The following is a 26,304-nucleotide window of genomic DNA, read 5'->3' as shown; positions in this document are numbered from 1 at the left end:
GCATGCTTTTGTGGTGATTTTTTCCGTAATGGTAAAGGAAATACGTCGAATCCTGAAGCAGAAATTCGAAGAGGAAGAACTCAAACGCTGGTTTGATCCTCTTGATATTTCTTTAAACGACTCACAAGTGGACGTGAGCTTTCCTCACACATTTTTTATGAACATGTTCATCAAAACATACAAGCACCATTTCGAGGATGCAGTTTCAAAATGTTTTGATAACAAAGGAAATATAAGATATTGCGTTTCAAATCGTAATAACAAAAATAAAAATCAATTCATACAACAAAAAATAACAACCGATAATACAAAAAACAATACAAGCAGTGATGTAGATTTTACATCATTCATAGTGAATCATAAAAATTATTTTCCTTTTGCGTCTGCCCAAGAGATTGTATCAAAAAAGGAAACCGTCTATAATCCCTTTGTGCTTTACGGAAAAAGCGGTTCCGGAAAAACCCACCTCTGCAAAGCCATACTCAATGCGTTGCAGAAAAGGAGTCCAGCAAAGACGCTTTTTTGGGGTACCCTTTCCCAGCTTCACAAACAGGTCAGCGCCCCCTTTGGCATGCAGAAAATACTCGATGCCGAGGCCCTGATTATTGATGATTTCCAAGAATTGGAGTCGGTTATCAATTTTCAATACGATTTTTTATCCATATTCAACGCCTTTCACGATGCCAACAAGCAGATCATTCTGGCCACCAGCAAGCGCATCCAGGAAATGAGCCTTTTGGAACCCGGCCTCAAATCCCGTCTGGGATGGGGGTTGATGGTGACCCTCAAGCGTCCGGATCTTGATGTCCGCTTGCAGTTCATCCGTCAAACCTGTGAACAGCGTCACATTGATCTCAGTGCCGAACAAATGCTCACCCTGGCCCAGCATTTTTCGGACTTTCGCAGCTTGCAAGGGTGTCTGCTGAAGATTCTGGCCTTCCAGAATCTCATTTCGCCCCAGATGGCGCAAGAAGATTTCATCAATATTCTCAAAGGACTTGATGCTCAGGCCAATACGGAACTCACCCATGAAATGATCATCGCGGTGGTTGCCGACCATCTGGGAGTACCCAGCTCGAAAATGCTGTCCTCCACCCGCAAACACGACATTGTCCTTGCGAGGCAGGCAGCCATGTACCTGTGCCGGAAACTGCTCAACTACTCCTTTCCCCATATCGGGAGTATCTTTGGCGGCAAGGATCACAGCACGGTCATTTATGCCTGCCGAAAAATGGAATCACTGCGGGCGGCAAAGCCCGAAATGCGACACCAGCTCGATACATTGAGCAAAAAATGCCGGGAAACCCAGCAAAACCGTGCTGGTCATCCCGACCAGAATCATCTTTTCCAGACCACATGAACAAGCAGCATCTCAACCGTTCGTAAGTATTCTTGTACCGGGGTACGATAGCCAAGCCCACGACCACGTAAGGAGTTCATCATGAAATGCCAGGTTCTCAAGGAAGATATTGTCGAAGGCGTCCAGCTGGCCGCCAACATCATTCCTGCCAAAACCGGAACCGCCTATTTGCGGACCATCTGGCTGGAAACCCGGGAAAACACCCTCACCATCATGGCCACTGATTCGAACATCGAATTCACCGGCACCTATCCGGCCCAGACCCTGGAAGCCGGTCGGGTTGGTATCCATGGCAAAAAATTCAGTGATCTCATCCGCAAGCTTCCTCCCGGGGAACTGACTTTTGAAGCCGATCCTGACGGCCCGACCATCCTGATCCATCAAGGTAAGAAAAAATACAAACTTCCCCTGAATAATCCGTCCTGGTTCCAGGAATTCCAGGCCATGCCCGAAGAAATCGGAGGCACCTGGTCGGGCGAACTCCTGCAACGAGTCATCGACAAAATTGCCTTTTGCATCAACGACGAAGAGGATACCGGGGCCATGAACTGTATCAAATTCACGCCCCTTGTCGAAGGCGTTGTGGAGGTGTGCGGCATGAACGGGCATCAATTCGGCATGATCCGGTTCACAACTCCCGACATCCATGTATCTTTGGGTACAGAAGGAGTCCTCATCGCCAAAAAGGATTTAAATGAGATAGCCAAATGGCTCCGACCCGAGGACATTGCCGTGAGCCTGGGGGCAAAACGGATGTTTTTGCGCTCGGCCAAGGGCCATGAACTCATGAGCGTGCCCCGCAGAACGCATGAATTTCCCGACTACCGCAATTTCATCGATAGTTACGAAAGTTTGTTTCAAAGTACCCTGGAAGTTGACAAATACGAGCTCACCGACGCCCTGGAGCGCATCAGTCTGTTCAATACCCAATCGAGTAAATCCACCTATCTCCACTTCAATCCAACAGAGCTGGGCCTGTCATGTCATGGGCAAGAATTTGGCGAAGGATCGGAAATCATTGCCGCCCAATTCCAGGGCAATCTGGACATGATAGCCATACCCACCCGAATCCTTCTGGAAATCCTGTCTCATTTCACGTCAACCAAAATCACTTTCCGGCTGGCTGGCCCTCTTGATCCGTGCAAAATCACCGGTCAAGACGATCCCGATTATTTCGTGATCACCATGCCCGTGGAAATCACCGAGGATACCTATTACACGGAAGAAGAGGACGCCTAGACGATATGACGCATGGCCCTTTTCCGTGTTGCATCACCCTCCCGGAATCACCTGAACCTACGAGTAAGAAAACGCATGAACACACCCGAAACGACTGACTACAACGCAGGCAGCATCACTATTCTGGAAGGACTGTCCGCCGTCCGCAAACGTCCTGCCATGTATATCGGCAGCACGGATACCCATGGACTGCACCATCTGGTCTACGAGGTCATCGACAATTCCATTGACGAGACCATGGCTGGATATTGCAACCGCATCAAGGTTCGCGTCCATCTGGATAACAGCGTGACCATCTCCGATAACGGGCGGGGTATCCCCGTGGATATTCACCCCAAAGAAAAGATTCCAGCGGTCCAGGTGGTCATGACCGTGCTCCATGCCGGCGGCAAGTTCGACAACGACAGCTACAAGGTTTCCGGCGGGCTTCACGGGGTGGGTGTTTCCGTGGTCAACGCCCTTTCCGAAACCCTGGAGGTGACCATCCACCGCAACGGTCAGAAATACCGACAGCAGTACAAAAAGGGCGTCCCTGTTTCCGAACTCACCGTTGTGGGCACCACCGACAGGACAGGAACAACCATCAAGTTCCGGCCTGACGAAGAAATTTTCGAAGACCTGAACTTTCAGTACGAGGTCCTGGCCAAACGTTTTCAGGAGCTGGCCTATCTGAACAAAGGTGTGGCCATTGAATTCACGGATGAAAAAACCCAGACCAGCCAGACATTCCATGACGAGGGGGGCATTGTCTCCTTTGTGCGGGACACCAATGAAACCAAGGGATTTCATCCCATTATCTACGGGAAGGGTGAAGTGGACAACGTGTTCGTGGAATTCGCCATGCAGTATTCCACCGGTTACAAGGAAAACATGTTCACCTTTGCCAACAACATCAGGACCAAGGAAGGCGGGACCCATTTGCAGGGGTTTCGTTCAGCCCTGACCAGGGCGGTAAACACCTATATCCAGAACACCGACCTGCCCAAGAAATTCAAGGAAAAACTCTCGGGTGATGATGTACGCGAAGGACTGACCACGGTCATCAACGTGCGTATTCCCGATCCGCAATTTGAAGGGCAGACCAAAACCAAACTCGGCAACAGCGAAGTGGTCGGGTATGTGGCCGGCATCGTGTACGAGCAGCTTTCCACCTTTTTTGCCGAACATCCCAAGGAAACCAAACAGATTCTGGAAAAAGTCGTGGATGCCTCCAGGGCAAGGCAGGCCGCCCGCAGGGCAAGAGAAATGGTGCGGCGCAAGGGGGCCCTCGGGGATCACTCCCTGCCGGGCAAACTGGCAGATTGTCAGAGTCGCAAACCCGAGGAAAGCGAGGTGTTCATTGTCGAGGGCGATTCTGCAGGCGGTTCGGCCAAGCAGGGCAGGGATTCCAAATTCCAGGCCATTCTCCCCTTGCGCGGTAAGATCTTAAATGTGGAAAAGACCCGATTCGACAAAATGCTCCAAAACAAGGAAATCAAGGCCCTGATCACAGCCATGGGAGCAGGCATCGGGGAAGACGCCATCAACCTGGACAAGCTGCGCTATCACAAAATCATCATCATGACCGATGCCGATGTTGATGGAGCCCATATCAGGACCCTGCTTCTGACCTTTTTCTTCAGACAGTATCAGGAGCTCATCAACCAAGGGCATATTTACATTGCCCAGCCCCCCCTGTACCGTGTCAGCAAGGGAAAATTCGAACAGTACATCACCTATGAGGAAGAAATGGACCGGTTTCTCATTGACCGGATCAGTTCCCAGGAAACCGTGAAAACCGAACAGGAAACATTGCTCACTGGTGACGAGCTCAAGGAATTGTTGACGACCATCACCAGAATCCGCGACAATCTTGCGGATATTGACAACATAGGCATCGACACAACCCTGTCCCGCCACCTGTTTTCCTTTGACACCAAACTCTCGCCCGACAGTTTTCATAACGGCGAGGTGGCAAAACTTCAGGAGTACATGGCCTCGTGGGGATATACCCTGGACATTTCACGGGAGATCCTGGACAGCGAAGAGGATGAAGAACCCAGAATATTCCTCCATTTTACCGACGCCAACGAGCATATCGTGCGTATCGGTGCCGAGTTCTTCAATTCAAAACTCTACAAGACCACCTATGGACTGTACCAGTCGGTGCGGGCAAAAAGTCCGGGATGTTCGTTTACCATTCTTGATGCCGACAATGAAAAGGGCATACCGGTCAAGAGTCCTTTTGAGCTGTTGTCCCTGATCATGGAAAAAGCGAAAAAAGGGCTGCATATCCAGCGGTACAAAGGTCTTGGTGAAATGAATCCCGAACAGCTCTGGGAAACAACCATGAACCCGGAAACACGGAATCTTCTTCGGGTAACCATTGCCGATGCGGCCGAAGCTGACGAGCTTTTTGTCAAACTCATGGGTGACAAGGTCGAACCCCGACGGGACTTCATCGTCAAAAACGCCCTCTCGGTCACGGATCTGGACATATAACTTCACCACCGCCCCGAATCGAGCCATTGAATCATCCATCCCCGAACAAGAAAGGGGGCACATCTTGCAAGCGAGGAAAACGTGTTAAACGATGTCAGTATAGAGAAAGAAATCAAAAAATCTTACCTGGAATATTCCCTGAGCGTCATTGTGGGACGAGCCATTCCGGACGTGCGCGACGGTCTCAAGCCGGTCCACCGCAGAATTCTCTATGCCATGCACGAGCTTGGCAACACCTACAACCGGCCGTACAAAAAATCGGCCCGTGTTGTTGGTGACGTCATTGGTAAGTACCATCCCCATGGTGATTCAGCGGTTTACGACGCCCTGGTCCGCATGGCCCAGGATTTCAACATGCGCGATCCCCTGGTGGATGGGCAGGGCAACTTCGGCTCCATTGACGGCGACTCGGCCGCAGCCATGAGGTATACCGAGGCACGCATGTCCCGGCTGGCCGGAGAGTTTCTTGCGGACATCGAAAAGAACACGGTCACGTTCAGGCCCAATTACGACAACAGCCTTCAGGAACCCGAAGTCCTGCCGACCAAGGTGCCCAATCTGCTCATCAATGGATCTTCGGGAATCGCCGTGGGCATGGCCACCAATATCCCCCCCCACAATCTGGTGGAAATCGTGGACGGCGTGCTGCTGGTTCTGGACGAGCCCGAAACCAGCATGAGCGATCTGATTCGCGTGGTCAAAGCACCGGACTTTCCCACGGGCGGGCTTCTCTACGGCCGGGACGGCATTGCCGAGGCCTACAGAACCGGCAGGGGCAGTGTAAAAATACGGGGTCGCGTTCAGGTAGAAGAACGCAAAAACGGCCTTGAATCCATTGTTATCACGGAAATTCCCTACGCTCTGAACAAATCCAAACTGGTGGAAAAAATCGCTGCCCTGGTCAATGAAAACAAGCTGGAAGGCATCAGCGATCTGCGGGACGAATCCAACCTGGGCGGCATCCGCATTGTCATTGATCTGAAAAAGACAGCCTACGCAGATGTCATCATCAACAAGCTTTACAAGTATACGGCATTGCAAACCAGCTTCGGCATCAACATGCTCGCCGTGGTCAACAACCGGCCCCAGCTCCTGAATCTCAAGCAGATACTGGAATACTTCATCGACTTCCGCAAAGAAGTCATTGTTCGTCGATCACGGTTTGACCTGGCCAAGGCGGAACACCGGGCCCATATCCTGGAAGGATTGCGCATCGCCCTGGACAATATTGACGAGGTGGTAACCATTATTCGCGCTTCGAGCACGCCCACCGAAGCCAAGATGCGTCTGGGCGAACGGTTCGAGCTTTCCGACATCCAGAGTCAGGCCATATTGGACATGCGGCTGCAACGCCTGACCAATATGGAGCGGGAAAAACTCATTGCCGAATATACCGAACTGCTCAAACGCATCGAGTTTTTACGCAGCATCATTGAAAACCCTGAAGTCCTCAAAGGCGTCATCCGTGACGAGCTGCTCGCCCTCAAGGAGACGTTCGGCACCCCTCGGCGCTCGGAAATCATGGCCCACGACCCCGACAGCATTGATATCGAGGATATCGTGCCCGACGACGACATGGTCATCACCCTTTCCAACAAGGGGTATATCAAGCGTACCGGCCTGCACAACTACCAGCAGCAAAAACGTGGCGGTGTGGGCATTGCCGGGGCCTTTTCCACGGACAAGGATTTCATCTCCCAACTGCTGACCACGAGCAATCATCAATACCTGAATTTGTTCACCAACACGGGCCGCATGTTCCAGATCAAGGTGCATGAAGTCCCGGAAGGCGGCAGAACGGCCAAGGGCATTCACGTGGCCAACCTGCTTTCCCTGGGTGAAAACGAACGGGTGGCCACGGCCATGACCTATCGGGAATTTCCCGAAAACAAGTACTTTTTGTTCATCACCCGCAACGGCATTGTCAAAAGATCGGCCATGGACCTGTACAAGAATGTCCGCAGCCAAGGGCTCATAGCCGTGGGGCTCAAGGAAGATGATGAGCTTTTGGCCGTCAGGGAAGTTGCCCAGCAGGACGAAATCATCCTGGTAACCAAGAACGGATTTTCCATCCGGTTTGACTGTTCCGAGGTCCGTTCCATGGGACGGAGCGCGGCCGGGGTCAAGGGAATTACCCTCAGACCAGGCGACACGGTTGTTGCCGGGGTCATCCTGTCCGAGACCGGCAAGCGGGAGCTTCTGACCATTGCGGAAAACGGCTACGGCAAAAGAACCCATGTGGACCAGTTCCGCAACCAGTCCCGCGGGGGCAAGGGAATCATCAACATGCGCATCACCCCCAAGACCGGGCCTGTTGTCAGCGCCCTCATGGTGGACAATGAAGACGAAGCCATCCTCCTGACTTCCGGCAACAAGATCATCCGCATAGGCATCAATGACATTTCCCTGGTTGGCCGGGCAACCCAGGGCGTACGGTTGGTCCGCATGGGTGACAATCAGACCCTTATCTGTTGCGATCTGGTGGAAAGGGACGAGGATCGCGATACCTCCCGTTGATCAGTGAACACCCTCTTGACTACATACACCAGAGCAACCATCAGTGCCGCCCAGGGCCTGATGGTTGTTCTGGTTTTCATGTTCCTTGTGGTCTTCCTCCAGGGATGTCAGGAAGGCGACGCAGGCCACCCCTTCCTGACCCAGGGAGAGCAGGCCATGAGCCAGGGTAGATTTCAGGAAGCCACCACGGCCTACCAGAACTATCTCCAAAAATATCCACAGGGAAAGGAACGCTGGACGGCATGGCAGCGACTGGTGACCATCAGCCGCGACATCCTCAAGGATGCGGATACGGCCAGCAAACTGCTGGCCAGCATGTATCTTGAATTTGGAGAGGATCCCCTTCGCGCGGTTGCCATTCTCCTCCAACAGGCCGCCCTTCAGGCAGAACAGGGAGATACGGAAACCGCCCTGGCCACCCTGGAAAAGGGACTATCTCTGCCCCATCTTCCGCCGGAACAACAATGGGAACTCATCTCTGCCCAAGGCAAAACAGCCTTTCAGGCCCAACGTTTTGACCGCGCACACAGCTGTCTTGTCAAAGCCCTTCCCCTGGCTCCTGACCAGCCAAGCTATCTGAAAACAGCCCATCTTGCCGGTCTCGCTCTGGTGTGCATGGATGAGTACGACAAGGCCGAACAATTCCTTGCCACCGTGTATGCCGATGCCGCTTCCGGTCCCTTGCGCGCCAGAATCGGCATGACCCGCATTGACATTGCCGAACACCAGGGCCGCCTGAACGATGCGTTGCACCTGCTCCAGGAGATCAAACCCGATTATCCCAACCCCAGGGCCCTTGAAATCCGTGAACGTGCCCTGACCGCCCCCGCATCCTGAAGACCCCATGCAGCCTTTTCGAACCGCATGGGCCCGCCTCAGAGCATAACACGGGGGTTTGTTTCCTTGTCCTTGAGTTGTTCCTGATCAATACCATCGGCTCAACCCTGCTCCACGAAGATCAGTCTTTTTCTTCCTCAACACCGCGTTTGGGAACTCCTCTTCCCGTAACCAGCCAATCCACGGAAAAACCGGTTTCCAGCCCCACCTGGATCATCCAGTCAGCCGGAATCTTCTGATTCTTGAGGGCGTTGGATATGGACGTCGGACTGACATGCAAAAATGCGGCAAGCCCCTTGTTGGTGGTTGTGCCCGTTGCCTCCTTGAGACGTGCAAGCACCTTGTCCGGCCGTCTGAGATCACCCAGATGCGAAATGTCGCGAACCACCACATAAATCCTGCCCTCGGGAAAGTAGGCATCACAATACACGCCCCGAACCTCCATAAGAGCATAGTCCCTGGATGCCCGCTTGACCCGGAATTCACCCTGCTGAGGGGTCTTGGTCTGCACGATGCGCCGGATGAACCCCTGGGCCCTCTCCAGATCCTGGGGATGGATGATCTCGAAAACGATCTTCAGGTCCAGGTGGCGATACCGATCACTGTCCACCTGCGTGACCCCCGGGCGCAGGACCCGACCACGCCGACGAATGATCCGACACTGGGTATCCAGCACAAAAACAGCCTCATTGGCCGAGCTTATGTCGTCCAGGTAGCTGTTTTCCTTGGCAACCTGCAGGGATATGTCCTGGTAGATCCCCAGCAGCCCAATAACCTCCTTGTGGGTATCGTCAAAAAGAGGCGTATGAATGGCCCGGTACCAGATGCCGGGATTGGAGAAATGGGCAAGCATGGGAAGAATGATCTCCCTGCGCTCCTCAAAAACCGTTGTGGCGGTATAAATGAATCCCCGGGCCCTGGATTCGGGCATGAAATCAAAAAGCGTTCTTCCCACACAATCATCCTGTGTCTGGACGCCAATGAAGCGGCAAAACGCATCATTGGCGCAGACAATGGCGTGGTCACATCCCGCAACCCAGGCAATATCGGGCAACGCATTGATGATCTTGCTGAAGTCATGGATGAGCTTGCGGGTATAGGTAACATCACGCTGGACAAAATAGCCAACAACAACAGGTTTGCCCTGTCTGCTGACAAGATGGGAATTGAACCGGAAGGTTCTGGGTGTCCCGTCCTTGCAACGCAGGGTCACCTGACCGTTGACAATCTCTCCCTTGCTCTTGAGACGGCGTAAAATGCGCTGCTTGTCCCCGGGATTGAAATAAAAATCCGAGGTACCCATGGCCATGACTTCTTTGCGGGTGTATCCGCACATGGCGCAAATGCCCGGATGAATATCAATGATCTCTCCATCCATGCCAATGAGGTAGTTCATCTCTTCCTTGTATTCGAGATGCTCCCCCAGCCTTCCTTCCAGCTTGCCCAGGGCCAGCACAAAATGCTCCCGGCCTTCCCGTGTGTACACCTCCTGAACCCGCCAATGCATGAGCGTCCGGCCGAGCTTGGTATTTCCAGGAGTCCTGCATTGCAGCCGATAATCACCCAGGTGGGTGTCATTGAACAGTTTGTCCACCATGTCCCGGGCCTGGTCCACTTCCAGGGGGTCGAGAAATTCATAGATCAACCTGCCCACTGCCTGATCCGGCGTGATCCCGGACAGGGAACTCAGGGTGGGATTGATGTACAAAATACTCCCCTGTCGATCGAAAATGAGCCCGCAATCGCTGCTTCGGGCCAGGGCTTCGGTATAAAAGGAAAAGGCGTTCATGATGTTTCAAGGGTAAAGGATGAAAAAGTGCACAACAGTAGGCAGTGCTCAGTGCGCAGTGCGCAGTACGCAGGGAGGAAGTCGGTCAGATAAACGCGAGCTTCGAGAACTGACGTTATCCCGGCCAAGGACGAAATCTTGGGCGGGATAGGACTATTTATTGCCACACCCCGCCCGGTTTTGCCATTGAGCTAATCCCATCTGTGTACTGCGCACTGAGCACTGCCTACTATTTTGTGCCCTGCGTACTTTTTCCCTATTTCACCATCCGTGAAAGGATCAAGGAAATATTCATTAAAAATGAAAATTTCATCAAGAAAAATTCATTGAACTTAAATTTTTTTATGATACAAGCCCTTATTTCTTTCTTTACACAATCATCCCACAAGGAGTTGAGAATGAGTTGCAGGTGGCAAACTTGGGTGGCCATGGTCCTTTTCATACTGACCGCACCACATCTGGCCGGGGCCGCCGGATACGGCATTTACGAATGGGGTGCCAGGGGCCAGGCCCTTGGCGGCGCCATGACCGCACGGGGAGAGGACCCGTCCACCGTGGTCTACAATCCGGCCGGTATGACCCAGTTGCCAGGCACCCAGATGAGTGCCGGCATGACCATCATCCGGCCCTCGGGCACGGTCAACCCCGACGACTCTTCCCTGCCGGGCGGTGAAGGTGTGGACAACACCTGGGTCATCCCCAATGCCTATATCACCACCCAGCTGGGTGAACGGTACTGGTTCGGCGTGGGCTTGTATTCACGCACCGGGCTGGGCACGGAATACCGCAGCGATGAAGACTGGTTCGGCCGGTACAGCGCCCTGTACGCGGGTATCAAGCAGGTTTCCCTGACCCCCAACATGGCCATCAAACTCACGGACAGCCTGTCCATGGCCGTGGGCCTGGAAGTGGCCTATATTGAAGTCAATCTGCAGAACATGATAGATGCTGACCCAAATCAAGGACACTCAGGTGATTATGATGTCAAACAAAAACTGACAGGTGGTGACCCCGGGTACGGCTTCAACCTGGCCCTGCATTACAAGCCTTTGGACTGGCTCTCTTTTGGGGCCTCCTATCGCAGCGAAATTGATGTGACCATGCATGGCGATGCCGACTTCAGCAATATAGGACAAACAGCAAAAACACTAAATTTGGCACAACAATACAGCAAGGTACAAGGAACGTCGTTCACCGCCACAGAACCCTTGCCAGCCATGCTTTCCCTGGGAATCATGGTCAAGCCCGTGGACAAATTGAGCATTTCCTTTGATGTCCTGCGCACCTACTGGCACGCCTACAATGAATTGAAAATCGAATACGACGATTCGACTTCTTTGGGAAAAGATGAAGCTACTAGCCCCAAAAAATGGAAAGACGTGAACCGCTACCAGGTCGGTGTTGAGTACGCCCTGTTGGACTGGATGGATCTCCGTCTTGGGTATGTGTACGACGAATCCCCGGTGGATCCGGACCATGCCGAATATCAGATTCCCTCCAACGACCGCCAGATCTACAGCATTGGTTCGGGTTTTCACTGGGACGCCTGGACCATTGACGTGGCCTACAGCTATCTGACCGTCAAGGAACGGAATTTCAATGACAGCGAGGCATCAGGCGTGGAAGACAGCACCTTTGAAGACGGAGACTCCCACCTCTTTGCCCTCAACGTAGGCTACCGTTTCTAGTTCCCATTCCTTTCTCTCCGGCCAGGACCATGCGTATCCTTCAGATCACGATGGTCCTGGCCATCCCCTTGCCAAACCGCCCCTTACTGCCATCTCCCCAAAAAATTCCTTGCTTGCCGCACAAGTTGTTTTTAGAGTGGAAAATTATGGTTTGTCCCAAAGGAATCTCTTAAAGGTTCAAAAAGCCGACCAGGGCGGGGTACGCAGATCAATGCAATGGAATCACAAGGACTTGCTCGACATAGACCAACTGAACCGGGAGGAGATCGGGTATGTTTTCCAGGTTGCCGACCGGTTTGTGGAAGTGAACAAGCGACCGGTGAAAAAGGTGCCGGTCCTCAAGGGCAAATCAGTTGTCCTTTTTTTTGCCGAACCATCCACCCGCACCAAAACCTCCTTTGACATCGCTGGCAAACGCCTTTCCGCAGACACCTTTTCCCTGACCAAAACAGGCAGTTCCCTGCAAAAGGGAGAAACCCTCAAGGACACGGCCCTGACCCTGCAGGCCATGTCCCCGGATGCCATTGTTCTTCGTCACTGGTCCAGTGGAGCTGCCTCGTTTCTGGCACAGCGCCTGGAATGCTCCATCATCAACGCCGGGGACGGCCGCCACGCTCATCCCTCCCAGGCCCTGTTGGACGGGTTCACCCTGCGTCAGGTGTGGGGAGACGACTTTGGCGGCAAAACAGTGCTCATCCTTGGGGACATTGCCCACAGCCGCGTGGCCCGATCTGACATCCGTCTGCTGACCATGCTCGGGGCCAAGGTAAGATTGTGCGCACCGCGCACCCTGCTTCCCAGTGGTGTGCGCACCTGGCCCGTTACCGTAGGCCACGACCTTGCCAAGGCCTGTCGGGGTGTGGACGCCATCATCTGTCTGCGTCTGCAACTGGAACGCCAGAAGGCCGGTCTGCTGCCGGACCTGCGCGAATACGCCAAGACCTATGGCCTGAACGATTCTCATCTGGAAAAGGCCGCACCAGACGTGCGCATCATGCATCCCGGTCCCATCAATCGCGGCATTGAAATTTCCTCGGCCCTTGCCGACGCCCCTGGCAGCCTTGTTCTGGATCAGGTGACCTCGGGAGTGGCCGTACGCATGGCCCTTTTGTACCTGTATCTGACGCGGACCATCTCCGTATAGACATCCAGGGAGCACACCTTTCATCCACGCTTCAACACATCTGGCACCAACAAAAAGGTAAAACCCATGGCAGCACCCCAATCCATTCTCCGCAATGTCATCTGGCTCGATCAGCCCATGGATCTCTTGATCGACCAGGGAACCATCATGGGGCTCGTTCCGGTTGATCAGGGCCGGGAAATCACCCCGCTGGAACGCGACATGGACGGTCAGGGAGCCTGGCTCCTCCCCAGTCTCATTGATGCCCACGTTCACTTGCGCGAACCCGGGCAGGAGTACAAGGAAACCATTGCAACCGGGCTGCAGGCCGCTCTGGGAGGCGGTTTCGGTCAGGTCATGTGCATGGCCAACACCGACCCGGTCAATGATCACGCCCAGGTCACGGAATATATCCTTGAAACCGCCATGAAGACCCATCCCATGGGTCCCCGGGTTCGTCCTGTGGGCGCCTTGACCAAGGGACTGGCAGGCAAGGAACTCGCCCCCATGGCCGAACTGGCCAGGGCCGGGTGCGTGGCCTTTTCCAATGACGGCGTTCCCGTGGGGGACAACGACCTCTTCCGCAGATCCATGGAATATGCCGCTGATCTCGGCCTCAAGGTCATTGATCACTGCGAGGATCCCACCCTGTCGGGCCACGGCGTGATGAACGAAGGGGTGCTTTCCGGTCAATTGGGCCTCAAGGGAAGCCCCTGGGTGGCCGAAACCCTGCACGTGGCCCGGGACATCATGCTGGCCGAATATCTGAACATCCCGGTGCATCTGGCCCATATCAGCTGCAAGGAATCTGTCGAACAGATCCTTGTGGCCAAGGAAAAGGGGCTTCCGGTGACAGCGGAAACCTGTGCCCATTACCTTGTATGGGATGAAACCATGGTCCAGGGTTACAACTTTCTGGCCAAGGTGCACCCTCCCCTGCGCACCCGGGAAGATGTCATGGCCCTTCGCCGGGCCGTCAAGGAAGGGGTCATCGACATTCTGGTCACGGACCATGCCCCCCATGCCGACTTTGAAAAGGAAACCACCATGGATGAGGCCCCCAACGGCATTTCCGGACTGGACACGGCCCTTTCCCTGTACGCCTCCCTGGTCCGGGACAAGGTGCTGACCCGGGAGGACATTGTCACCCGCTGTGCCCTGCGCCCTGCCGAGATCTTCAACCTGGAGGTCAACCGGTTTGCTCCTGGAAACCGGGCCGACTTCGTTCTTTTCGATCCCGACCACGCCTGGATTGTTGAGCCTTCCACCATGCTCTCCAAGGGTAAAAACACCCCTTGCATGGGTACGACTCTTCTGGGTAAAGTCATTGCACATTATCTGAAAGGACAACTCGCCTATACCCTTTGAAACAGATCCATCAGTCACCCTACGCGACCATGCGTTCAGCCATCGGACAAGGAGATATCTCGATGCAGCCTATCAAAGACGCGGCTTCCATATGTAAAACAATCATGAGAAACGGGTTTGATGCCTACATCATCAACCTTCCCCTGCAGCAAAAGGTTCTTGAACTGGGAACAAGTCGGGAAATCGATATCTGCACGGACATGGATTTCGACAATTTGAGCAAGCTCTTCCCGGACATCTGCAAGGCCGATGATGCCATCCGCAAGGGCGTCCTCACCCAGAACGGGGTAACCTTTTCCTTTTACCAGGGTGATGTGGGCAAAGGCTCCTACATTGATGCCAGCGTGACCAGACTGACGCCAAGACTGGTCAGGGAGCTGGGTGACCAGGAAGGACTGTTCCTGGACGGTGCCTGCCCCACCATTCCCCAGACCAAGGATGTCTATGACGGGTTCGAAGATTTTTCCTCAGGCGAAATCAAACTGGTGGGCCTTCCCGATGAAACCCTGAAAAGGGACTACCTGCTGGCCATTCGGGCCTTGCGCTTTTCCGCCAACTACAACCTGCCCATTGAGACCAACACCTGGCTTTCCCTGCTCCGCTCGGCCCGCAGGGTGGCCGATTATGTGCGCATCTCCGACATCATGGATGAATGGCGCAAGGTTGAAGCGGAAAACATGTACAAGTTTGTCCAATACCTTTTGGATACCATGATCATCCCCGGGATCATTCCCGAACTCATGCCCCTTACCCGCATCCATCTGCCTGCGGAAAACGGAGATAGCCAGGAAAGCCTCTGGGATCACATGATCGCCACCATGCGCCACTACCCCGAAGAGCTGCCCTATGACTGGTACGGGACCCTGGCGTGCATGTTTCTGGACATTGGCAAGGTCTACACCGGCGAATCATTCAATGGCAAACTGTTCTTTTTCCAGCATCATCAGGTGGGGGCCAAGGTAACCCGCAAAATCCTCAGGCGTCTCGGGTTCGACCCCGAGGACATTGATCTCATCTGCCATCTGGTGAAACACCACATGCGCTTTCATTTCATGCTCAATGACAAGGGCATCCGACGATTCAAGGGCCTTGACGAATACCCCCGGCTCATTGAACTGGCCCGGGCCGAGGTCAAGGCGAGCAACGGCACATACACCGAATTCAACCACAACATGAAGATGCTTGAACGGGCCGATATTGACGAAGACATGCTCGAACCCCTGCTCAACGGACAGAAAATCATGGAACTGGCCAAGATCCATCCCGGTCCCATGGTCGGACTGATTCGTGAGGCCCTGCTCCAGGCCCAGATTTCCGGTGATGTGAGCAATGTGGAAGAAGCCAAACAATTCGTGCTGGACTACAAGGAAAAGGAGAAGATCCAATAGACAACATCCTGGATCTCACGCTGGCGGAACTCGAAGACCGCCTGACCCGAATGGGCGAACCCAAATTCAGGGCATCACAGGTCTGGGCCTGGCTGTGGCGGCATGGATGCCGGGATTTTTCGGCAATGACCAATGTGGCCAAATCCCTGCGCGAACGCTTGGCCGCCACCTGGGTCATTGCCTGGCCCCGAATACATACCCTCCAGGAAAGCACGGACACCACGGTCAAGCTCCTGCTCCAATATGCGGACGGGGCCCTTGTGGAAACCGTACTCATCCCGGAAAAGGACCGGTTCACCCAGTGCCTTTCCACCCAGGTGGGCTGTGCCATGGGGTGCACCTTTTGCAGTACCGGAAAAATGGGCTTTTTGCGCAACCTGACCGGCGGGGAAATCGCCATGCAGGTGCTGGTGGCCAGGGACTTGCTGGGCCAACAGGGCAAGGGGGACCGATTGACCAATTTGGTGTTCATGGGCATGGGCGAACCCCTCATGAATTGGCCCGAGGTCAAGCGATCCATGGAAATTCTGCACAGCGAACACGGGCTGAACTTTTCCCGGCGCAAAATCACCCTGTCCACCTGCGGGATCAAAAAAGGACTTCAGGAATTTGCCAAGCATGGTCTGGCCCTGCCGGCCATTTCCCTGCACGCCCCGACCCAGGAACTCAGGAAACAGATCATGCCCGGGGCGGCCCGACTTCCCCTGGACGAACTCATGGCCCTGCTGGAATCCTATCCCCTGCAACCCAGGGAACGGGTGACCATTGAATACATCCTCCTGGGCGGGGTCAACGATACGCCCCAGCACGCCAGACAGCTCGTCAAACTGTTGGCCCGTCTCAAGTGCAAGGTGAATCTTATCGCCTTTAATCCAGGACCGGGCATCCCGTACAAGAGTCCAACCAGGGAAGCCGTGCTCGCCTTTGAACAAATTCTCTGGGACAAGGGCATGACCTGCATCCTGCGCAAGAGCAAAGGCCAGGATATTGCTGCGGCCTGCGGTCAGCTACGGGCCAAAGCGGACCGTTCCGGCTCCTGAAACCGGAGACCCGTTGTCAGTCAACCCGCCCTGTGCGGGTTTTCATACGCTCTCGGCCTGCAATGCGGGCCGACCTGCTTTTCAACCTCAACCCCAAGTGGAGTGAACAAGCGTGTTGCAACCTGATTTCAAGAAAGGAAACGGAATGGTGCCGGCCATTGCCCAGGATGCCAAAACGGGCAAGGTACTCATGATGGCCTACATGGATGAAGAGGCATGGGAACAAACTCTGGCAACGGGTGAGGCCCATTACCATAGCCGCAGCCGGAACGCCCTGTGGCATAAAGGTGAATCTTCAGGTCATGTGCAAAAGGTCCATGCCGTTCGCCTGGATTGTGATCAGGACACCGTACTTCTGCTTGTGGAACAAAAGGGCGGAGCCGCCTGTCACCTGGGGTATGAAAGCTGTTTTTTCCAGGAGCTCTCGGATCTCCAGAATGGTTCATGGACAACATGTTGTGAAAAAGTATTCGATCCCAAGGAGGTTTACAAATAAATGAGCGAAGAAACCAAGAATATCCTCAAACTCGGAATCCCCAAGGGATCCCTGGAAGAAGCCACCAAGAAACTTTTTGCCAAGGCCGGATGGAAACTCACATCCCACCACCGCAACTATTTTCCGGACATCAATGACAAAAACATGAAGTGCAGCCTGTGTCGGGCCCAGGAAATGGCCAGATACGTGGCCTCGGGCGTTCTGGACGTCGGCCTGACCGGCAAGGACTGGATTCTGGAAAACGAGGCCGACGTGGTGGTGGTCTCCGACCTGATCTATTCCAAGGTCAGCGCCAAACCGGCCCGGTGGGTTCTGGCCGTTGCCGGTGACTCTCCCTACAAACGTCCCGAAGACCTGGCCGGGAAAAAGATTGCCACCGAATTTGTGACCTACACCAAAAAGTACTTTAAAAACGCCGGTATACCGGTAACCGTTGACTATTCGTGGGGGGCCACCGAAGCCAAGGTGGTGGAGGGCCTGGCCGACGCCATTGTGGAAATCACGGAGACCGGTACCACCATCAAGGCCCATGGACTTCGGATCATTGCGGAAATTCTGCAGACCAACACCCAGCTCATTGCCAACAAGGAAGCCTGGCAAGATCCCTGGAAACGGGCCAAAATCGAAAACATGAACACCCTTCTCCAGGGGGCCCTGCGCGCGGAAAAACTGGTGGCCCTGAAGATGAACGCACCTGCAGGGAGCATGGACGCCATCATGGAGATCCTTCCCAGCATGACTTCCCCGACCATCGCCCATCTATATAATTCCGACTGGCTGTCCATTGAGGTGGTCGTGGATAGCAGCCATGTCCGGGATCTCATTCCCCGCCTCCAGGAGGCAGGGGCCGAGGCCATCATTGAATATGCCCTGAACAAGGTTGTATAAAAAAACGCGCAGTGCACAGAACGCAGTGTGCAGTTCAAGTCAAAACGGCTCCACTTAATAACAGCATGATCTGATATCCTTTGGTGTTGCGGCATCCACATGGATGCCGCAACACACTATGCACCTTCAACCCAGGATGGGACCGACCATGCACACCAACTCCCAGCACCATTTTGTACGGCCATCCGAATCTACCCCTGCATGGGTCACCACCATTCCAAGATCTTATATCATATCTCTTTTTGCAGCCCTTTTTTTTCTCTCCGCATGCGCTCACCATGCTGATCCAGCATTCACGGATCAGCCCCACATGAGCCCCGAGGAAATCGCCATCCAGCTGGACCTGGCTGAAAGCTATATCCGGGGAGGCAAAAACCGCCCGGCCCTGGAAAAACTCCTTGTGATCCAGGAAGAAGCTTCTGACAATCCCCGGGTGTTTTTCGATCTGGGTCATGTGTACAGCCTTATGGGCGATTTTTCCATGGCCCAGACCAGTTTTGAACGTGCCGTGCATCTGGAACCCCGATTTGGCGACGCCTGGAACTACCTGGGTCAGGTTTACGCGGCCCAGGGCGACCATGACGCGGCCCTCAAGGCCTACACCAAGGCACTTGAAATCCCCAACTATCTGCGCAAGGAATTTCCCGCCTACAACATGGCCGACATGTACGCCAAGCAGGGCGATCTGGCCAAGGCCGAAACTTATGCTCGCATGGCCGTGGACAAAAACTGGCGGTACATCCCGGCCTACCTCCTGCTGGGAAAGATCCTCATTGATCAGGACCGCATTCAGGATGCCCAGAAATGGCTGGAGCAAGGGGCTGAATCCGATCTGGAAAACACGGCCATCATGCTCGCTGTGGGCGAAAACCTCATCCGCTTGGACCGACTTGCCGAGGCCCGCCAATGGTTTGAGCGGGTCATAGAAACCAACCCATCTTCCGATGATGCCCTCATGGCCCACAATTACCTGGAATCCATCCGCTGATTCCGGGAACATCCCTCATATTCTGGGCATCAACCCCTGGGTTTACGACTTTGCGGCCTACAACCTGTGGTCGCGGCCCATGGGTCTTCTGGCTTGTCTGGACATGCTCAGGAGATCTGGAAGTTCCATCAGCCTCCTGGACTGTATGGATCCCACGTGGAAAGGTATTTCCTGGCCCCGACAAAACAGGTTCGGCCGGGGACATTATCCCAAGCAGCCCCTTGCCAAACCCCATGCCCTGCGCACCATTGCCCGCCAATACGGCAGGTATGGTCTGCCCTTTGATCTGGTCAGGGGAGCCCTTGCCAACCTGTCCCCCAAGCCCGATGCCATCCTGATCACCTCGGTGATGACCTATTGGTATCCGGGCGTGACCGCCATGATCCGTCTTGTTCGTCAAACCATGCCCAGGGTCCCCATCATCCTGGGCGGGACGTATGCATCTCTGTGTCCGGAGCATGCCCACACCCAGGAAGCCGACCTGCTCATCAAGGGCCCCCTGGAACGGGAAGACAACTGGCAGAGGTTCTGGAACCTTCTGGGGACCACACCGCCCATTCTTCCCCATGGCGCAGGCATGACCTCAGCCCTGGATCTGTATTCCCGGCCGCTGTTTGCCCCCATTCTTGGTTCACGAGGGTGCCCCTTTCACTGTGAATACTGTGCAAGCAACCAGCTCTATCCCCAATTTCGTCAGGGAGACTTCACAACCATCAAGGCCGGGATCATGAGCCAGCTGGCCCGTGGTGTCCGCGATTTCGCCTTTTACGACGATGCCTTGCTGGTCCAGCCTGAAACATGGCTCTGGCCCCTGCTTGACTGGCTGGCCTCGCTGGATACGCCCATCCGTCTGCACACGCCCAACGCCATGCATATCCGTTATCTGACCCCGGATGTTTGTGCCCGGTTCAAGCGGGCCGGCATGACCACCATCCGTCTGGGCCTGGAAACAGCTGATTTTGGTCACCGCCATGACGCCAAACTTACCCGGGAGGAATGGGAACAGGGTATCCGTACTCTGGTTGCCGCCGGATTCGACCACAAGGACATGGCCTGTTACATCCTCTTTGGCCTGCCCGACCAGGAGGAAACCGAAGTCATTGCCACCATCAACCAGGTCAAAAAATGGGGTATCCGACCAGAACTGGCCCACTACACACCCATTCCCGGCAGCAGACTCTTTGACCGCGCCTGCCAAGTATCTCCCTTTCCCTTGACTAAGGAACCTCTGACCCAGAACAATTCCATATGGCCATGCGTTCCCGGAGGATTTTCCTGGGACAAGGTCACCTGGTGGAAACAACTCACCGGGTGAACCATTATCATGTGGCCCATGGCCATTCTCCTGCAACATCTTACCCTGAGGCACCCATGACCTTCACATCCCTTGAACAACTTCCCCTTGCTGAACATGAGTTCAGAATCCGTCGGCTCAAGGAACTTCTGATCCGCACCATCCCCCAGGCATCGGGTATACTCGTTTTCGCCCGACTCAATATCTATTACCTGACCGGATCATGGGTAAACGGTCTGGTCTGGATACCCAGGGACGGGGAGCCTGTCCTGCTGTGCCGCAAGGGAATCGACCGGGCCCGACTGGATTCGCCCATGACCAACATGGGAGAATACCGCTCCTTTGGCCAGCTTCAAGATATTTTGCAGGACTTTGAAGCGCCCATGGGAAGCACGGTCGCCGTGGATATGACCGGTTTGCCCTGGTCCTTGGGGCGATCCCTGCAAAAACACCTGGGCACAACAACCCTTGTTCCCGGTGATCATGTTCTGGCAAAAACCCGGGCGATCAAGTCACCATGGGAACTGACAAAAATGCGCAGGGCCGGTGAAATTCACAACCATTGTCTGTGCCATATCCTGCCCCATCATCTTCGTCCGGGCATGAATGAACGGGAGATCAGCCTGAAAATCTGGGAGGTTTTCATGGAACATGGTCATTGCGGGATGATGCGCATGGAACATTTTGGGGAAGAGATATTTCTCGGCCATGTGGCCGCCGGAGACAGCGGCAATTATCCCAGCGTGTTCAATGGTCCCGTGGGCCTTCGGGGCGTGCATCCGGTCATTCCCCACATGGGAGATGCCGGCACCGTGTGGCACAAACATCAGCCCCTGACGCTGGACTGCGGTTTCTGCCTGGACGGCTATCATTCAGACAAAACCCAGATATATTGGGACAGAAATGCCATCATCCCGGATCAAGCCCGAAAGGCCCAGGATTTCTGTCTGGAGATCCAGACCTGGATCGCGGAACGATTGCGCCCGGGCGCCATTCCCAGCCAGCTCTTCACAACATGCTGGCAAAAGGCCCGCAACCTGGGTCACATGGAGGGATTCATGGGTCTTGGGGGCAACAAGGTCCGGTTTATCGGTCACGGCATTGGGCTGGCCATTGACGAATACCCGGTCATTGCCCAAGGCTTTGACGAGCCCCTTGAAGAGGGCATGACCATGGCCCTTGAACCCAAGATCGGCATCCCGGGTCTGGGAATGGTCGGGGTTGAAAACACCTTTGAGATCACCCCAGACGGAGGAAAATGCCTGACCGGGCGTATTTTCGATCCCATCATGATCTAACCGAAAAAGGCTCTTATCATCTTTTTTTCTTTTTTTTAAAATAATGCTTGACTTGTTTCGCGTTCTCGTGGAGACATTGTTCTTGCAGCAAACAATCGTCATGGTGACGGTTGGGTTTCGTTACAGAAGGAAAGCTCCATTTCTCATAGTGGCTCCACCTGATGTTAGAAACAGATGCACCCAGTACAATTTTTTACAAGGAGTAGCCACAATGGCAGATGGAACAGTAAAATGGTTTAATGACAGCAAGGGTTTCGGCTTCATCGAGCAGGACGGTGGTCCTGACGTATTCGTTCACTATTCCGCTATCAACAGCGGTGGTTTCAAGTCCCTCAAGGAAGGCGAGAGGGTCACTTTTGAAATCGAACAGGGTCCCAAGGGCCCGGCAGCCGCAAACGTCACTATCGTCTAGCTGTCAGCAAGCACTGTGACCTCAAAGGGCGTCTCTTCATCAGAAGAGGCGCCCTTTTTCATGTTTATTTGATTGCTTTGCCAAGACGGGATCTTCATCCCAGCCAGCCTGCCTGATCAAAAAGGCGATTTGGTCACGAACTCCATGGCCTCACCTGTCTTGGGATGGGTAAAACAGAGATAGCCCGCATGAAGCTTGAGCTGCCCCGGCCCCGTGCCTGTCCCGTACAGGCGGTCCCCAACCAGGGGACAGCCAAGCCCTAGGGGATGGGCACTGTGCACGCGAAGCTGATGGGTTCTTCCGGTGAGCAGAACAAACTCGACCCGGGTTTTGCCATGTTCAACTCCAAGCCTTTGCCATCGGGTCAGAGCCCGCTTGCCGTGGATGGGATCATAGACCTGATACGGCCGGTTGAACCGGTCCATGCGCAGGGGAAGATCAATCATGCCTTCGGGCTTGTGCACCAGGCCATCCAGAAGGCCCACGTATTTCTTGCCCACTTTCCGTTGCTGAAACTGGGCGCAAAGCTCCCGGTTGGCCCTGGCCGTTATACCCAGAACCATGAGCCCGGAGGTGTCCATGTCCAGCCGGTGGACCGAAGGGAAACGGCGTGACTGAGGGAACATCTCCCGGACACGGCTGACCACGCAGTCCTGGTTTTCCACACCCTTGCCCGGCACGGAAAGCAGACCGCTTGGCTTGTTGACCACAACAATCTTTTGGTCGGCATAAACAATGTCCAATCCCTGAGGAATGTGCATCAAGAGACTCCTGAGATGATTTGGTACCATGCAAGCCGAAGCATTCCGGATGCATGCGTTCTTCAACCCACCTTAGCGGTCAGATGACCCGAACCGGGCAAAAGTAAACAAAAAGGCCCTTACGGAATGTTCCATAAGGGCCTTGGAGCCAGATGGTGCCGAAGGGGAGACTCGAACTCCCACGGGCGTGAACCCACTAGACCCTGAACCTAGCGTGTCTACCAATTCCACCACTTCGGCATCAACGAAGAGGCTTCTTATCCAGAACCGGATTCCTTGGCAAGCGTTTTTTCGCGTCTGGTGCAAATTTGTGTCTTGTGGCTCACTTGAACCCTGGTCCTTTTTGGGATAGATCCTGTGCTTCATTTTTGTTCGAGGAGGCTCAAGGATTCATGATCATATGCCACACAGCTGAAGAGATAGCTCCCAGGATTTCCGGTTCCTGCGTGACCATCGGGAACTTCGACGGGGTCCATCTCGGCCATCGAACCCTTCTCGAGAAAACCGTTTCCCAGGCCCAGGCCATTGGTTTGTCCAGTGTTGCCGTGACCTTTGAGCCACACCCCCTGCGTCTGTTCACGGGCAATTCCACTCCGCCCCTCATCACCCTGCTGGACCAGAAATTGGAACTTCTGGCTGGCATACATCTCGATTACACCTTGTGCCTGGAATTCAATCACCATCTGGCAGCCATGGCTCCGGAGCAATTTGTCTCCCAGTATCTGGTGGAGACCCTGAAAACCCGCAAACTGATCATCGGGTATGATTACGCCTTTGGTAAAGGCAGGGCCGGAAATTACAAGCTCCTGAGCAGATTGGGCCGTGTTTACGGCTTTGAGGTCGAACAGCTCAATCCCGTGCTCGTGGACGGAGTCATTGTCAGCTCAACCCGCATCAGGGATCTTATCGAGGCCGGTCAGGTCTGGGAGGCCCGTCCCCTTTTGGGCCGTTTCTACCGCGTGGCCGGCACGGTCATCCATGGCATGAAGCGGGGAGGTCCCATGCTCGGATTCCCCACGGCCAACATCCATCTCACCGACGAACTCTTTCCCAAAACCGGGGTATATGCCGTCTGGGCCGAAGTGCAGGACATGGTCCTGCCTGCAGTCGCCAATATCGGATTCAACCCGACATTCGGCAATGAGATTCTTTCGGTGGAGGTCCATATTATGGATTTCAAGGGTGACCTCTACGATCAGGATATTCTCGTCCATTTTGTCCAGCGTCTCAGGTCGGAAAAAAAATTCGCTGGCCTGGACCAACTCAAGGCCCAGATCGGCAAGGACAAGGATATCGCCCGAACCATTCTCGCCTCACCCGAAGCCCGTCTCGCATAAGCCTTCACATCCAACCAACCTGTCATGTCTCCTTTTGTTGTTCTGAAACCATTTGCAAAAATCTGGAACGAAGCCGTCCGGACCTATACGTCCATCACCAACGCCCGATGGCTCATCCTCGGGGTGCTTGTGGGGATGGTCTCCGGAATCGGCGCCATCATCTTTTTTTCCTCCATTGAAGGTATCAAATTTCTTCTTTTGCACCAGGCTGCCGGGCTCAATCTGCCGGCTCCTGCTGGCGAGGAAATTTTTCACGCTCCAAGCGGAAGCGTTTACCGTCCCTGGCTCATCCCGGTATTTACCACCCTGGTGGGCCTGCTTTCAGGCTGGCTGACCTGGAAATATCTCCCTGATACCCGGTACAGCGGGACCGACGGCACTGACGCGATGATCAAGAATTTCCATCAGCAGTCCGGTCTCATGCGGCCCATTGTTCCCCTGCTCAAGGCCGGCATCGCTGTTCTGAACATCGCCACAGGCGGCAGTGCAGGACGAGAAGGTCCCATTTCCCTGCTCGGTGCAGGATGCGGATCGTGGATTGCCCAGAAGATCAATCTTTCGGCCAAGGAACGCAGGATTCTCCTTCTGGCTGGTGCGGCAGGCGGTTTGGGAGCCATTTTCCGGGCCCCTCTGGGCGGGGCATTGACCGCCGTGGAAGTCATCTACCGTGAAGATTTCGAAGCCGAGGCCATTCTTCCGGCAGTCATCTCCTCGGTGGTCTCCTATTCCCTGTTCACCCTGGTCTTTGGCTCGGAGCCCATCTTCGGCATTCCCCATTTCACCTTTAACGATCCCAGGGAACTGCCCTTTTACGCCATCCTGGCCGTGGCATGTGCTGCATCCGGCTGGTTCTGGATCAAGACCTTCACCACGGTAAAATACAAGATTTTCTGGCCCATGACCGACAAACTCGGATTTGTCTGGACCATGGGTATTGCTGGTCTGCTCATGGGGCTTATCGGATGGGCCTTTCCCCAGCTTTTGTGCGGCGGGTATGGCTGGCTCGAACTGGCCATCCTGGGCAAGCTGACCGTGGGAACCATGCTGGCCATCGTTGTGGGCAAGGCCATTGCAACGGCCATCGTCCTGGGATCGGGAATCAGCGGCGGCATGTTTGCCCCGGCATTGTTTGCTGGCGGTCTGACAGGCGGGATGGTCGGATTCACGGCTCATGCCTATTTCCCAACCATTGTCACCCAGCCAGGGGCCTACGTGCTCGTGGGCATGGCCTCGTTTTTTGCCGGGGTTGCCAACGCTCCCATCGGCCCTCTGATCATGGTTTGCGAACTGACCAAGGGCTATGGCCTGCTGGCACCGCTCATGCTTGGCTCAGCCATCTGCATTGTCCTGGCCAGAAATTTCTCCCTGTACGAAAATCAGGTGGACAATAAATTCGAGTCTCCGGCGCATATCCAGGACGCCACCATCAATCTGCTGGAAGACCTGCAGGTCAAGGACTTTTACAAACCAGGCCTGGTGACCACCCTGGAAGAGGGCACCTCCTTTTGCGCCATCACGGACATCATTGCCAATACCAATGAATTCTATTTTCCCGTGCGCAATGCCGAAGACAGAATCACCGGCATTCTGCCGGTCCAAAACCTGCGCAAGGTCATGTTCGAGGACTGTTTATCGGATCTCCTGGTGGCCAAGGACGTGGCCGGCAAACCCGTTACCCTGCACACGGACGATGATCTGTACACAGCCCTCATGCGGTTCGTGGATTCGGGCTACGGACAGATCCCGGTCATCGACCATGACGACCCCACCAGAATCTTGGGCCAGCTGGCCAGAGAGGACGTGTTTGCGGCCTATGCCAGGACGCTTAAGGAAATAAGTGAAAAAGAATAAAAAAGTGCGCAGTACACAGGGCACAGTACGCAGTGAAGAAAAACACCATCATGCGCACTGCCTCATGCGTACTGCGCACTTAAAAACCATCATGCATCGAACACGTCTGACTATTATCCATAATGACATAGTTTTTTTACGAAATAATA

20 protein-coding genes and 1 tRNA gene are annotated in these 26,304 nt (G+C 54.4%); 18 read left to right on the top strand and 3 right to left on the bottom strand.

The window, feature by feature from the left end:
• Positions 1–28 precede the first annotated feature (28 nt).
• The 5 genes from DPF_RS06505 (at position 29) to DPF_RS06485 (ending at position 8,434) form a co-directional block, all read left to right on the top strand.
• Positions 29–1,360: a helix-turn-helix domain-containing protein gene (locus tag DPF_RS06505; RefSeq protein ID WP_141721076.1), complete on the top strand. Its 1,332-nt coding sequence runs from the start codon at positions 29–31 to the stop codon at positions 1,358–1,360.
• Between the two features lie 81 nt (positions 1,361–1,441).
• The gene (gene dnaN / locus DPF_RS06500; RefSeq protein WP_069858202.1) at positions 1,442–2,599 is read left to right on the top strand and encodes a DNA polymerase III subunit beta; all 1,158 of its coding nucleotides are present in this window, start codon (positions 1,442–1,444) and stop codon (positions 2,597–2,599) included.
• Positions 2,600–2,674: 75 nt separating this feature from the next.
• Complete coding sequence (gyrB, locus tag DPF_RS06495; protein WP_069858200.1) at positions 2,675–5,080, top strand: DNA topoisomerase (ATP-hydrolyzing) subunit B; 2,406 nt, start codon at positions 2,675–2,677, stop codon at positions 5,078–5,080.
• Positions 5,081–5,161: 81 nt separating this feature from the next.
• Positions 5,162–7,597, top strand: coding sequence for a DNA gyrase subunit A (gene gyrA, locus DPF_RS06490; RefSeq protein ID WP_069858199.1), 2,436 nt, complete (start codon positions 5,162–5,164; stop codon positions 7,595–7,597).
• Positions 7,598–7,612: 15 nt separating this feature from the next.
• Positions 7,613–8,434, top strand: coding sequence for a tetratricopeptide repeat protein (locus DPF_RS06485; protein WP_141721075.1), 822 nt, complete (start codon positions 7,613–7,615; stop codon positions 8,432–8,434).
• 121 nt (positions 8,435–8,555) lie between these two features.
• Here DPF_RS06485 and DPF_RS06480 read toward each other — a convergent pair whose 3' ends face one another.
• On the bottom strand, positions 8,556–10,223 hold the full coding sequence (locus tag DPF_RS06480; RefSeq protein ID WP_069858197.1) for a PAS domain S-box protein: 1,668 nt from the start codon (positions 10,221–10,223) through the stop codon (positions 8,556–8,558).
• 398 nt (positions 10,224–10,621) lie between these two features.
• On the opposite strand from DPF_RS06480, the gene DPF_RS06475 reads away from it, so the two are divergent.
• The 11 genes from DPF_RS06475 to DPF_RS06425 all read left to right on the top strand — a co-directional run bounded on the left by DPF_RS06475 (position 10,622) and on the right by DPF_RS06425 (position 22,206).
• The gene (locus tag DPF_RS06475; protein WP_069858196.1) at positions 10,622–11,911 is read left to right on the top strand and encodes an OmpP1/FadL family transporter; all 1,290 of its coding nucleotides are present in this window, start codon (positions 10,622–10,624) and stop codon (positions 11,909–11,911) included.
• Between the two features lie 211 nt (positions 11,912–12,122).
• A complete protein-coding gene (locus DPF_RS06470; RefSeq protein ID WP_069858195.1) occupies positions 12,123–13,055 on the top strand; it encodes an aspartate carbamoyltransferase catalytic subunit in 933 nt (310 codons plus the stop codon).
• Positions 13,056–13,121: 66 nt separating this feature from the next.
• Entirely contained in the window at positions 13,122–14,402 is a 1,281-nt protein-coding gene (locus DPF_RS06465; protein ID WP_069858193.1) for a dihydroorotase, read from the top strand.
• Positions 14,403–14,464: 62 nt separating this feature from the next.
• Positions 14,465–15,790, top strand: coding sequence for an HD domain-containing protein (locus tag DPF_RS06460; protein WP_069858191.1), 1,326 nt, complete (start codon positions 14,465–14,467; stop codon positions 15,788–15,790).
• Positions 15,787–16,830, top strand: coding sequence for a dual-specificity RNA methyltransferase RlmN (gene rlmN, locus DPF_RS06455; protein ID WP_069858190.1), 1,044 nt, complete (start codon positions 15,787–15,789; stop codon positions 16,828–16,830). Before DPF_RS06460 ends, rlmN begins: the two co-directional genes overlap by 4 nt.
• Positions 16,831–16,942: 112 nt before the next feature.
• Positions 16,943–17,326, top strand: a complete 384-nt coding sequence (gene hisI, locus DPF_RS06450; protein ID WP_083254517.1) for a phosphoribosyl-AMP cyclohydrolase — start codon at positions 16,943–16,945, stop codon at positions 17,324–17,326.
• Positions 17,327–18,214 carry an ATP phosphoribosyltransferase gene (hisG, locus tag DPF_RS06445; RefSeq protein WP_069858185.1) on the top strand — a complete coding sequence of 296 codons (888 nt, stop codon included), beginning with the start codon at positions 17,327–17,329 and terminating at the stop codon, positions 18,212–18,214.
• A 310-nt stretch (positions 18,215–18,524) separates the two neighbouring features.
• Complete coding sequence (locus DPF_RS06440; RefSeq protein ID WP_176724190.1) at positions 18,525–19,202, top strand: tetratricopeptide repeat protein; 678 nt, start codon at positions 18,525–18,527, stop codon at positions 19,200–19,202.
• A complete protein-coding gene (locus DPF_RS06435; protein WP_069858181.1) occupies positions 19,159–20,517 on the top strand; it encodes a B12-binding domain-containing radical SAM protein in 1,359 nt (452 codons plus the stop codon). Before DPF_RS06440 ends, DPF_RS06435 begins: the two co-directional genes overlap by 44 nt.
• A 56-nt stretch (positions 20,518–20,573) precedes the next feature.
• Positions 20,574–21,794, top strand: a complete 1,221-nt coding sequence (locus DPF_RS06430; protein ID WP_069858796.1) for a M24 family metallopeptidase — start codon at positions 20,574–20,576, stop codon at positions 21,792–21,794.
• Between the two features lie 211 nt (positions 21,795–22,005).
• Positions 22,006–22,206, top strand: a complete 201-nt coding sequence (locus DPF_RS06425; protein WP_069858179.1) for a cold-shock protein — start codon at positions 22,006–22,008, stop codon at positions 22,204–22,206.
• 116 nt (positions 22,207–22,322) lie between these two features.
• Here the strand turns inward: DPF_RS06425 and DPF_RS06420 are convergent, their stop codons facing one another.
• Both DPF_RS06420 and DPF_RS06415 read right to left on the bottom strand, forming a co-directional pair.
• Complete coding sequence (locus tag DPF_RS06420; RefSeq protein WP_069858176.1) at positions 22,323–22,967, bottom strand: RluA family pseudouridine synthase; 645 nt, start codon at positions 22,965–22,967, stop codon at positions 22,323–22,325.
• Between the two features lie 153 nt (positions 22,968–23,120).
• Positions 23,121–23,207: transfer RNA gene (locus DPF_RS06415), tRNA-Leu, on the bottom strand.
• 152 nt (positions 23,208–23,359) lie between these two features.
• On the opposite strand from DPF_RS06415, the gene DPF_RS06410 reads away from it, so the two are divergent.
• Together DPF_RS06410 and DPF_RS06405 are read left to right on the top strand one after the other, a co-directional pair.
• Positions 23,360–24,304, top strand: a complete 945-nt coding sequence (locus tag DPF_RS06410; RefSeq protein ID WP_069858174.1) for a bifunctional riboflavin kinase/FAD synthetase — start codon at positions 23,360–23,362, stop codon at positions 24,302–24,304.
• Positions 24,305–24,328: 24 nt separating this feature from the next.
• The gene (locus DPF_RS06405) at positions 24,329–26,155 is read left to right on the top strand and encodes a chloride channel protein (RefSeq protein ID WP_069858172.1); all 1,827 of its coding nucleotides are present in this window, start codon (positions 24,329–24,331) and stop codon (positions 26,153–26,155) included.
• Positions 26,156–26,304 lie beyond the last annotated feature (149 nt).

This window comes from Desulfoplanes formicivorans (genome assembly GCF_001748225.1).
GTDB lineage: Bacteria > Desulfobacterota > Desulfovibrionia > Desulfovibrionales > Desulfomicrobiaceae > Desulfoplanes > Desulfoplanes formicivorans.
Note: the sequence above shows the minus strand (reverse complement) of the source record. Positions and strands in the feature narration are given on the sequence as shown.

Excerpts from the sequence above, each read along its gene's own strand:
- DPF_RS06480 (WP_069858197.1), bottom strand. The coding sequence starts at position 10,223 with ATGAACGCCTTTTCCTTTTATACCGAAGCCCTGGCCCGAAGCAGCGAT.
- gyrB (WP_069858200.1), top strand. The coding sequence starts at position 2,675 with ATGAACACACCCGAAACGACTGACTACAACGCAGGCAGCATCACTATT.
- DPF_RS06420 (WP_069858176.1), bottom strand. The coding sequence starts at position 22,967 with ATGCACATTCCTCAGGGATTGGACATTGTTTATGCCGACCAAAAGATT.
- DPF_RS06460 (WP_069858191.1), top strand. The coding sequence starts at position 14,465 with ATGCAGCCTATCAAAGACGCGGCTTCCATATGTAAAACAATCATGAGA.
- DPF_RS06430 (WP_069858796.1), top strand. The coding sequence starts at position 20,574 with ATGACCTTCACATCCCTTGAACAACTTCCCCTTGCTGAACATGAGTTC.
- DPF_RS06435 (WP_069858181.1), top strand. The coding sequence starts at position 19,159 with ATGATGCCCTCATGGCCCACAATTACCTGGAATCCATCCGCTGATTCC.
- DPF_RS06470 (WP_069858195.1), top strand. The coding sequence starts at position 12,123 with ATGCAATGGAATCACAAGGACTTGCTCGACATAGACCAACTGAACCGG.
- dnaN (WP_069858202.1), top strand. The coding sequence starts at position 1,442 with ATGAAATGCCAGGTTCTCAAGGAAGATATTGTCGAAGGCGTCCAGCTG.
- DPF_RS06505 (WP_141721076.1), top strand. The coding sequence starts at position 29 with ATGGTAAAGGAAATACGTCGAATCCTGAAGCAGAAATTCGAAGAGGAA.
- DPF_RS06405 (WP_069858172.1), top strand. The coding sequence starts at position 24,329 with ATGTCTCCTTTTGTTGTTCTGAAACCATTTGCAAAAATCTGGAACGAA.
- DPF_RS06410 (WP_069858174.1), top strand. The coding sequence starts at position 23,360 with ATGATCATATGCCACACAGCTGAAGAGATAGCTCCCAGGATTTCCGGT.
- DPF_RS06425 (WP_069858179.1), top strand. The coding sequence starts at position 22,006 with ATGGCAGATGGAACAGTAAAATGGTTTAATGACAGCAAGGGTTTCGGC.
- hisG (WP_069858185.1), top strand. The coding sequence starts at position 17,327 with ATGAGCGAAGAAACCAAGAATATCCTCAAACTCGGAATCCCCAAGGGA.
- DPF_RS06465 (WP_069858193.1), top strand. The coding sequence starts at position 13,122 with ATGGCAGCACCCCAATCCATTCTCCGCAATGTCATCTGGCTCGATCAG.
- DPF_RS06440 (WP_176724190.1), top strand. The coding sequence starts at position 18,525 with ATGAGCCCCGAGGAAATCGCCATCCAGCTGGACCTGGCTGAAAGCTAT.
- DPF_RS06475 (WP_069858196.1), top strand. The coding sequence starts at position 10,622 with ATGAGTTGCAGGTGGCAAACTTGGGTGGCCATGGTCCTTTTCATACTG.